General features: G+C 39.8%; 6 protein-coding genes, 1 tRNA gene and 2 pseudogenes. 2 read left to right on the top strand and 7 right to left on the bottom strand.

Going from position 1 to position 7213, the window contains the following annotated elements:
- From PX482_RS27915 to PX482_RS25550, 4 genes and pseudogenes are all read right to left on the bottom strand, one after another.
- Positions 1–171 (bottom strand): annotated as a pseudogene (locus PX482_RS27915) (flagellar assembly protein H); the annotation flags it as partial.
- Positions 172–307: 136 nt separating this feature from the next.
- On the bottom strand, positions 308–1798 hold the full coding sequence (locus PX482_RS25560; protein ID WP_288123197.1) for an MFS transporter: 1491 nt from the start codon (positions 1796–1798) through the stop codon (positions 308–310).
- 22 nt (positions 1799–1820) lie between these two features.
- Complete coding sequence (gene recO / locus PX482_RS25555; RefSeq protein WP_288095043.1) at positions 1821–2603, bottom strand: DNA repair protein RecO; 783 nt, start codon at positions 2601–2603, stop codon at positions 1821–1823.
- A gap of 292 nt (positions 2604–2895) precedes the next feature.
- A tRNA-Ala gene (locus PX482_RS25550) sits at positions 2896–2968 on the bottom strand.
- A gap of 77 nt (positions 2969–3045) precedes the next feature.
- Between PX482_RS25550 and trhO the strand changes: the two genes are divergently transcribed.
- The gene (gene trhO / locus PX482_RS25545; protein WP_288095042.1) at positions 3046–3858 is read left to right on the top strand and encodes an oxygen-dependent tRNA uridine(34) hydroxylase TrhO; all 813 of its coding nucleotides are present in this window, start codon (positions 3046–3048) and stop codon (positions 3856–3858) included.
- Positions 3859–3906: 48 nt separating this feature from the next.
- On the opposite strand, the gene PX482_RS25540 is transcribed toward trhO, so the two are convergent.
- Genes PX482_RS25540 through PX482_RS25530 form a run of 3 tightly spaced genes read right to left on the bottom strand, consistent with a single transcriptional unit; the run spans position 3907 to position 6506 of the window.
- Positions 3907–5472, bottom strand: a complete 1566-nt coding sequence (locus tag PX482_RS25540) for a protein kinase domain-containing protein (protein ID WP_002763894.1) — start codon at positions 5470–5472, stop codon at positions 3907–3909.
- A gap of 57 nt (positions 5473–5529) precedes the next feature.
- Complete coding sequence (locus PX482_RS25535) at positions 5530–5952, bottom strand: hypothetical protein (protein WP_002763893.1); 423 nt, start codon at positions 5950–5952, stop codon at positions 5530–5532.
- Between the two features lie 44 nt (positions 5953–5996).
- Positions 5997–6506, bottom strand: a complete 510-nt coding sequence (locus PX482_RS25530) for a coiled-coil domain-containing protein (protein WP_002763892.1) — start codon at positions 6504–6506, stop codon at positions 5997–5999.
- A 372-nt stretch (positions 6507–6878) separates the two neighbouring features.
- Between PX482_RS25530 and PX482_RS25525 the strand changes: the two are divergent.
- A pseudogene (locus PX482_RS25525) lies at positions 6879–7070 on the top strand (hypothetical protein); the annotation flags it as partial.
- Positions 7071–7213: the final 143 nt, after the last annotated feature.

Genomic DNA, 7213 nt, shown 5'->3' with positions numbered 1-7213 from the left:
TTGACTAAATGTGCTAATCTCTTCTTGAAATTGTATCTCTTCGACCGGATTTAGATTGAGATAAGTATCAATAAATCCAGAAATTAATTCCATTTTCGCAGGATTTAACCTTAAAGTAATTAACAAGCGCAGACATTCCGCCTTAACCTTAGCTCGCTCTTTGTCTGCAATAGGGTGATCCAGAAAACGGGTTTCTTGAAGAAACCCGTTTTCTATTCAATCTCCTGACTCCTGACTCCTAACTCCTAACTCCTAACTCCTAACTACTGATTACTGATAACTGATCACTGATAACTGAAAAGTTACGCTAATCTTTAGATAAATTGCGAGAAACATACCAAGTAAAACCACCGCCGATAACTGCCATAACTGCTAAAGCTAATAATACCGGTCGGAGTCCGAATTGAGTTTCGGCGATACCCGCGACAGCTAGGGGTAAAGAGAGGGCAATATTAACGGCATTGTTTTCTAAACCAAAGACTTTACCGCGCATTTCGGGGGGTGTATCTGCCTGTAGGGTAGTTTGCATGGGAACCCCGACTAAAGCGGCAAAAATCCCTAATAAAGCCGTCATAGCGAAGGCTAAAATTAAACTTTTTGTTGCTAGGGATAAACCGATTAAAGCTGCCGCCATACCCAGGGAACCCCAGAGACTTAATCGGGTGTGGGAGAATTTTTGACCCCAATAACCTAGGGTAATCGCACTAACTGCCATTCCCGCACCACAGGAGGCTAATAAAAAGCCAAATTGAGAGGCTTTTAACCCGGGTAGTTTTTCGGCCATACTGACGGCTAATACTGATAGAGCAGCAAAAATACAGAATAAGATGACTAATTGAATTAGAGCGTTACGAACTTTATGATTTTTGTTGAGGTAACGAATGCCGTCGCGGATATCTTCCCAAACATGGGGCTGTTCTGCGGTAGGAATAACATATTTTTCGCTAGTTCGCAGGATAATTAGAATTAAACCGGCAATTATATAAAAAGCACCGACAATCATCACTTTGCCAATATCAAATTGTCCGGCTCTCGTGCCGAAAATGCTATCAGCAAAAGCTAATAGAGGTTCACCGATGGCAAAACCGATAATTAATACTGCCATGGTGGTTAAAGTGTTGAGGGAATTAGCGGGTAGAAGATGACGACGTTTTACCACTAATGGCAGGGTAGATTGTTCGGCGGGGGCAAAAAATTGGGTTAGGGTGGAGACAAGAAAAGTAATGACTAACAACAGGAAAAAACCGAAGGGTAAATTAAATTCTCCCTGTAACCGGTAATGCCAATTTCTTAAACCGTCAGGCAACCAACCGAGGGGAACCGCTAAAGTTTGCTCGCGCACTAACCATAATAATAGGGGTATGACGAGGACAAAAGCCCCGCGTAAAAGGTTAGAAATAACTAAAACTTGTTTTTTTAACCATCTATCAACATATACACCCGCCACCGAACCCACTAACACCGCCGGAATTGTATTAGCAATCATTATCGCCGATACCCAGCCGCTAATCGATTGATCGGCTTCTTGGTAATGGGTGGCAATTAGGGAGATCATCAGGACTAAATAGAATTTATCCGCTAATTGGGAAAAAATTCCCCCCGCCCAGAGAATGAGAAAGCGCGGGTTTTTTAGCACTGGGGCAAAACCCTGACTGGGATTGGATTTGGGCGCACGTTTAGGCAAGCGGTTCATGGTTTCTGCGTCGGATTGCCTCGGTGAGGAATCGGAAGAATTAAAAACAGGAGTGGGGGAGGCGCTGGACGTAGCGTCGTCAGTTTCTGAGTCAAACAGTTGCATTATGATGATTTTTGCTATCTGTTTAAAATTCTAAGGGAGATAAACCCTCAACTAATGCCGAGGAGCGAAAAGTTTTTCCCAGATGATATTGAGTATAGCGACGCAGCAAACGATCGAGGTTAATCCAAGCTAGTTCTGAGGTAAGGTTTTCTGGTGGGGGAAAATCTGTTTTTCCTAGGCATTGCAGTAATTGCAGTTCTTGCAACGTCAGTTTACTATCGATTTTGGGCGGGTTGATTGTTTCTGTGAGGGCAGCTAGATCTATTATGCCCCCTGCCTCGAAACTAAATCCTAGGCAATTGTCCCCAATTAAGGCTTTTCCCGTCAACAGGCAGTTATGGACTTGCGGCACTAAGCCGGCAATTATTAAGAAATGAAAAATTGCTTGACAAAGGTAGGGAAGTATGTATTGATTCTCGTCGAGGACTTCAATTCTGGCCAGATGGCTGCAGATTAATTCGTATAATTCCCTCTGGGGTTGTTCGCTCAGTGCGATCGCTAAAACCAGTTCGCAGAGGTATTGACTAACGGTGAGTTTGGCGAGATTTTGACTTAATTTGGGATAAGATTCGATAGTTTCAGCTTGAACGACCTTATCTAGGGATTTTCCAGCGACTATCAACAGATTATTGACCACAAATAGTTCACTTCTACCCCGCAGGGAAGATTTATACTTGCGCGCACCTGGAGCGATGGCTCTAATTAAACCATATTCGGCGGTCAAAATAGTTAAGAGGCGATCGGCTTCTCCGAAGGCCATTCCTTGTAGATTGATTCCAGTAGCTTGATAGGTACGAGACATCATTTAATAATTAACTAGGGTCTGCTGAAAAAGTTTTTCGTGGGGACAGGGTGTGGGGTGTGGGGTGTGGGGTGTAGGGTTTTACCGATTTTGAGGGGGTCAATTACCTAATTTTCAGGGAAAAAGTCCAGGGATTTTCCCCCCGATCACTCCCATATCTGGTACCTTTTGATTGACAAAAGGTCTAAAAGTCTTACCCAACAAGGTTTTTAGATTTTTTCGGCAACCCCTAGCTAATTGTCTCCCCAAGAAGACTTGAGCTAATCACCAAGCAAGGGGAAATCAGTCAGGACTATGGAGGTTAGCGGACTCGAACCGCTGACATCCTGCTTGCAAAGCAGGCGCTCTACCAACTGAGCTAAACCCCCGATCTGGTTTTTGAGACACTCTCGTTATTATAACCTATAGTGAAAAATATTACAAGTTAATTTTTCCCTTGCCTGCCATGTCTTATCTAGTCGCCACTTTTTACCAGTTTGTGGCTTTGTCAGATTATCGTCAAAAACAGCCAGAAATACAAAAATACTGCCAAGAAAGAGGAATTAAAGGAACTATTCTTCTGGCAGCCGAGGGGATTAATGCAACGATCGCCGGGAACAGTCAAGCGATCGCAGAGGTGATTAGTTGGTTAAAAACCGATACTCGTTTAGCTAATCTAGAGGTGAAAGAGTCTGTTTGTGATTATTTGCCCTTTCAACGCTTAAAAATTCGCTTAAAACAGGAAATTGTGACTTTTGGTCAACCCAAGGCTAATCCTCTCGAAAACACAGGAATTCATCTCAAAACTGAAGAGTGGAACCAATTGCTGAAAGAGCCGGACGTGGTAGTGATCGATACTCGTAATAATTATGAAGTGGCGATCGGTACTTTTGCGGGAGCGCTTAACCCAGAAATCCAGCATTTTCGCCAATTTCCTGAGTATATTCACGACAATTTTGATCGTATTAACGATAAAAAAATAGCTCTTTTTTGTACGGGGGGAATTCGCTGTGAAAAGGCGGCAGCTTTTTTATTAAATCAAGGTTTTTCTCAAGTTTATCAGCTAGAGGGAGGTATTTTGAAATACTTAGAAGAAGTTAGTCCTGATCAGAGTCTTTGGCAAGGAGAATGTTTTGTTTTCGATCAAAGAGTGGCACTAACAGCTAATTTAGAGGTAGGACATTATGAAATGTGTCCCGCTTGCGGTCATCCCATCGATGAAAAAGATAAACAGTCCCCCAATTACCGAGCAGGAATATCTTGTCCCTATTGTAGTTAATTTTATCCTATCGTCCCGCTCTCATCTCCCTACTTTTCTAGCATCTGGTTACTTTTTCTTGCGGATTTGTGTACCAGAAATCATGTCATGAAGGGCGCGTTTTTTCTTTGTCCAGGCTGCCAGTAAAAAGCCCAAATATAAGGGAGCAGTGGAGAGATATTTTAGTAAGTAGCGGCGATTTGCTCTTGCAAAAGATATGCGTCGGCCTTGGCTATCGGTGACGGATAAATCAAAAAACATTTTACCAATAGTGGCTTTAAAAAGATATTCTAAGAAAACATAATATAACCATTTAATAACTATTCCTAAACCGAGAGCGGTCAGGATGGCAATATGTTCGTGAGTAAAGTTAACTTTGGCTTGAATATTATAGATAATTGCCGCTATAAATAAAGCAAAACCAAAAATTGTTGTTCCAGCTGCACTTAATCCTGCTGCGTAGTAAACCCAGATTTCTTTGGCTATATCAAAATCAAGGTTTAAATCTTGAAAAGTTGACCATTGTTGTAAGCGAAAACAGATATAACCACCTAATAAAGCGGCGATAATAAGAACGATAAAAGAATCAATTAAAGAGGCTTTTAACCGGAGCCAAAACCCAGCATAACTGGGAGAAATTGCAGCGAGTAAAGAAATAAGTGCAGGATTGGGAATAGGAATAATTTTAGGTTTTTCAAGAGAAGAATTTTTAGTTTTTTTAGTTTTTTTAGTTTTTTTAGTTTGATGGGTATTGGCTTTAATATCAGTAATAATTTTTAGCAAAGTTTTGGTGTCTTTAGGTCGATCAATAGGTTTTTCTGCCATTAAATTATCGATAAAATCTGCTAATCGAGAAGGGATATTTGGCGCATATTTACGCCAGTTAAATTCATTGGTATTAATATTGTAAATTTTCGGGTCACTGGGTTCTTTACCGGTTAACAAAAAGACGAAAGTTTTGCCCAAAGCATAAAAGTCTGATTGGGGGACAGAGTGACCAAGAGATTGTTCAGGAGGAGCATATCCGGGGGTATAAATTCCTGTATTTTTACCTCCTGCTAGGACAGTTTTAGTCACTTGTCGCGCTGCCCCAAAATCAATTAAAACTAATTGACCATCGGGTTTTAAGATAATATTAGAAGGTTTTATATCACGATGATAGAATTTATGTTTATGAACTTCATGGAGAATATTAGCTAACTGAGTTAACCAATCCAAAGCGAGATTATAATCAATCGGTTTAAATCCTCTTTGTTTTTGATGTTCTTCTAAGTCAATACCAGCAATTTTCTCCATGACTAAACAGTGTAAAGCAGTTTGACTCTCCCGGGGATGATAAATAAAATAGTTTTCTCCTTTGGGAATACCGGGGTGATTTAATTGTTTTAAAAGATTGGCTTCCTGTTGAAATAAATCAATAGCTTTGCTAGAATCGTAGGTAAGAACTTTTAATACTTTGGGTATTTTACGTTCATCTATCACTTCATAGGTATTACCAAATCCACCTTTGGCACTCAATAAATTTGTGACTCGATATTTACCATTTAAAAGCAAGTCGGAACCACAGGATTGACAGTAACGACTCTCCGTGATACTTTTCGGTTTGGGACAATGAGGATTAATACAAAAACTCATGGATTTTATTGGTAGATTACAAAATAAACTTGATGATTAAAATATTCACCGATATATTTAAGGTTTATTGCCAAGAAAAAAGCCGCGCAATCCCAAAGTTACCACGGCACTTAAAAAAGCCACAACCATGGGGATAATCAGGGATTTAAAACCTTTTAAGTCAGCAATATCTTTAACTAGGATTGCATAACTATCTTCGACTTTTTCCAGTCGTTTATCCATTGTTTCGACTTTCTGATCAAGAGTTTTAATATCTCCTTTTATTTCCGTGACTTCCACTTTTAAATCATTAACATCTTTTTGGAGACTGTCAAATTTTTGATCCATATCTCTTTGGAGACTGTCAAATTTTTGATCCATATCTCTTTGGAGATTGTCGATTTTCTGATTAACATCTCTTTGGAGATTGTCGATTTTACTCTCGATTCTTGTCAGGACAGATTCAAGGGAATAGGTAACGGTTTCGCTAGTTTGTGTCATAATTAAACCCCTCTTACAGATAACTACTTTATTGAAATAAAAAATTAAGGTTTGTTGCCAAGAAAAAAGCCGCGCAATCCCAAAGTTACCACGGCACTTAAAAAAGCCACAACCATGGGGATAATCAGGGATTTAAACCCTTTCAAGTCAGCAATATCTTTAACTAAGATTGCATAATTATCTTCAACTTTTTCTAGTCGTTTATCCATTGTTTCGACTTTCTGATCAAGAGTTTTAATATCTCCTTTGATTTCTGTGACTTCCACTTTTAAATCATTAACATCTTTTTGGAGACTGTCAAATTTTTGATTAACATCTTTTTGGAGACTGTCAAATTTTTGATCCATATCTCTTTGGAGATTGTCGATTTTCTGATCCACATCTCTTTGCAGGGTGTCAAATTTTTGATCCACATCTCTCTGAAAGGAATCTATTTTCTGACCCATATCTCTTTGGAGAGAGTCAATTTTCTGATTAACCTCTTTAATGCTATCTTTAATTTCTTTTAGGACAGATTCGAGAGAATAGGTAACGGTTTCGCTAGTTTGTGTCATAATTAACAACCTCTGGTCGATGGGGCCAAATACAATTAGGTTATACTAAAAAAGTTTTGCGTTGGTGTGGGGTGTGGGGTTTTACCCATTTTCAGGAAAAAAGTCCCTGAATTTTCCCCCCGATTACTCTCGGCTGGCACTTTTTGATTTGAAAAAAGCCTAAAGATATTATCCAACAAAGTTTTTAGATTTATTCAGCCAGCCCCAATTATTCCCCTATTGCCTATTACTAGGGACTAAGGACGATTTCGCTACCGAAAAATTTCAATTGTGGCCAGAGAGCGGTCATGGTAATTTAAGAAAGCGATCGGGGAACTCTAACAGGGAAGATCCCGACCCTAGCGAGGGAGTGCCTGTTTAACCGTCTGTCCTATGTACAAGTCTATTACTGTTTTAACGCTGCTGACGGGAATTATCGCCGTTGATGTGGTTTTTGCTCAATCCACTGTTAATCTTCCCATCACAGTTAAACGGGGAGAATCCTACGAAGGATTATTGACTAGAGCATCGCAATTAGCAGAGAAAACTATCATCAGTCGTTTTAATCAACAACAGGGTCTTAATAACTGAACTTCCCCCGTATAAATATACTAGCTATGGCTCAAAGTCTTACAGAGCCTGAGTTAAAGCAATGTAATACTAATAAACTACTGGGTACAAACTCCTGAAATCCTTACGCAGACAGGGTTTGAGGCAAAATTTTTCAA

It is taken from the genome of Microcystis sp. M53602_WE12 (assembly GCF_030065455.1).
GTDB classification, from domain to species: Bacteria; Cyanobacteriota; Cyanobacteriia; order Cyanobacteriales; family Microcystaceae; genus Microcystis; species Microcystis aeruginosa.
Note: the sequence above shows the minus strand (reverse complement) of the source record. Positions and strands in the feature narration are given on the sequence as shown.

What these genes read in the sequence shown, in the direction of transcription:
- PX482_RS25560 (WP_288123197.1), bottom strand. Translation starts at nt 1,798, where the DNA reads ATGCAACTGTTTGACTCAGAAACTGACGACGCTACGTCCAGCGCCTCC.
- trhO (WP_288095042.1), top strand. Translation starts at nt 3,046, where the DNA reads ATGTCTTATCTAGTCGCCACTTTTTACCAGTTTGTGGCTTTGTCAGAT.
- PX482_RS25540 (WP_002763894.1), bottom strand. Translation starts at nt 5,472, where the DNA reads ATGAGTTTTTGTATTAATCCTCATTGTCCCAAACCGAAAAGTATCACG.
- PX482_RS25530 (WP_002763892.1), bottom strand. Translation starts at nt 6,506, where the DNA reads ATGACACAAACTAGCGAAACCGTTACCTATTCTCTCGAATCTGTCCTA.
- recO (WP_288095043.1), bottom strand. Translation starts at nt 2,603, where the DNA reads ATGATGTCTCGTACCTATCAAGCTACTGGAATCAATCTACAAGGAATG.
- PX482_RS25535 (WP_002763893.1), bottom strand. Translation starts at nt 5,952, where the DNA reads ATGACACAAACTAGCGAAACCGTTACCTATTCCCTTGAATCTGTCCTG.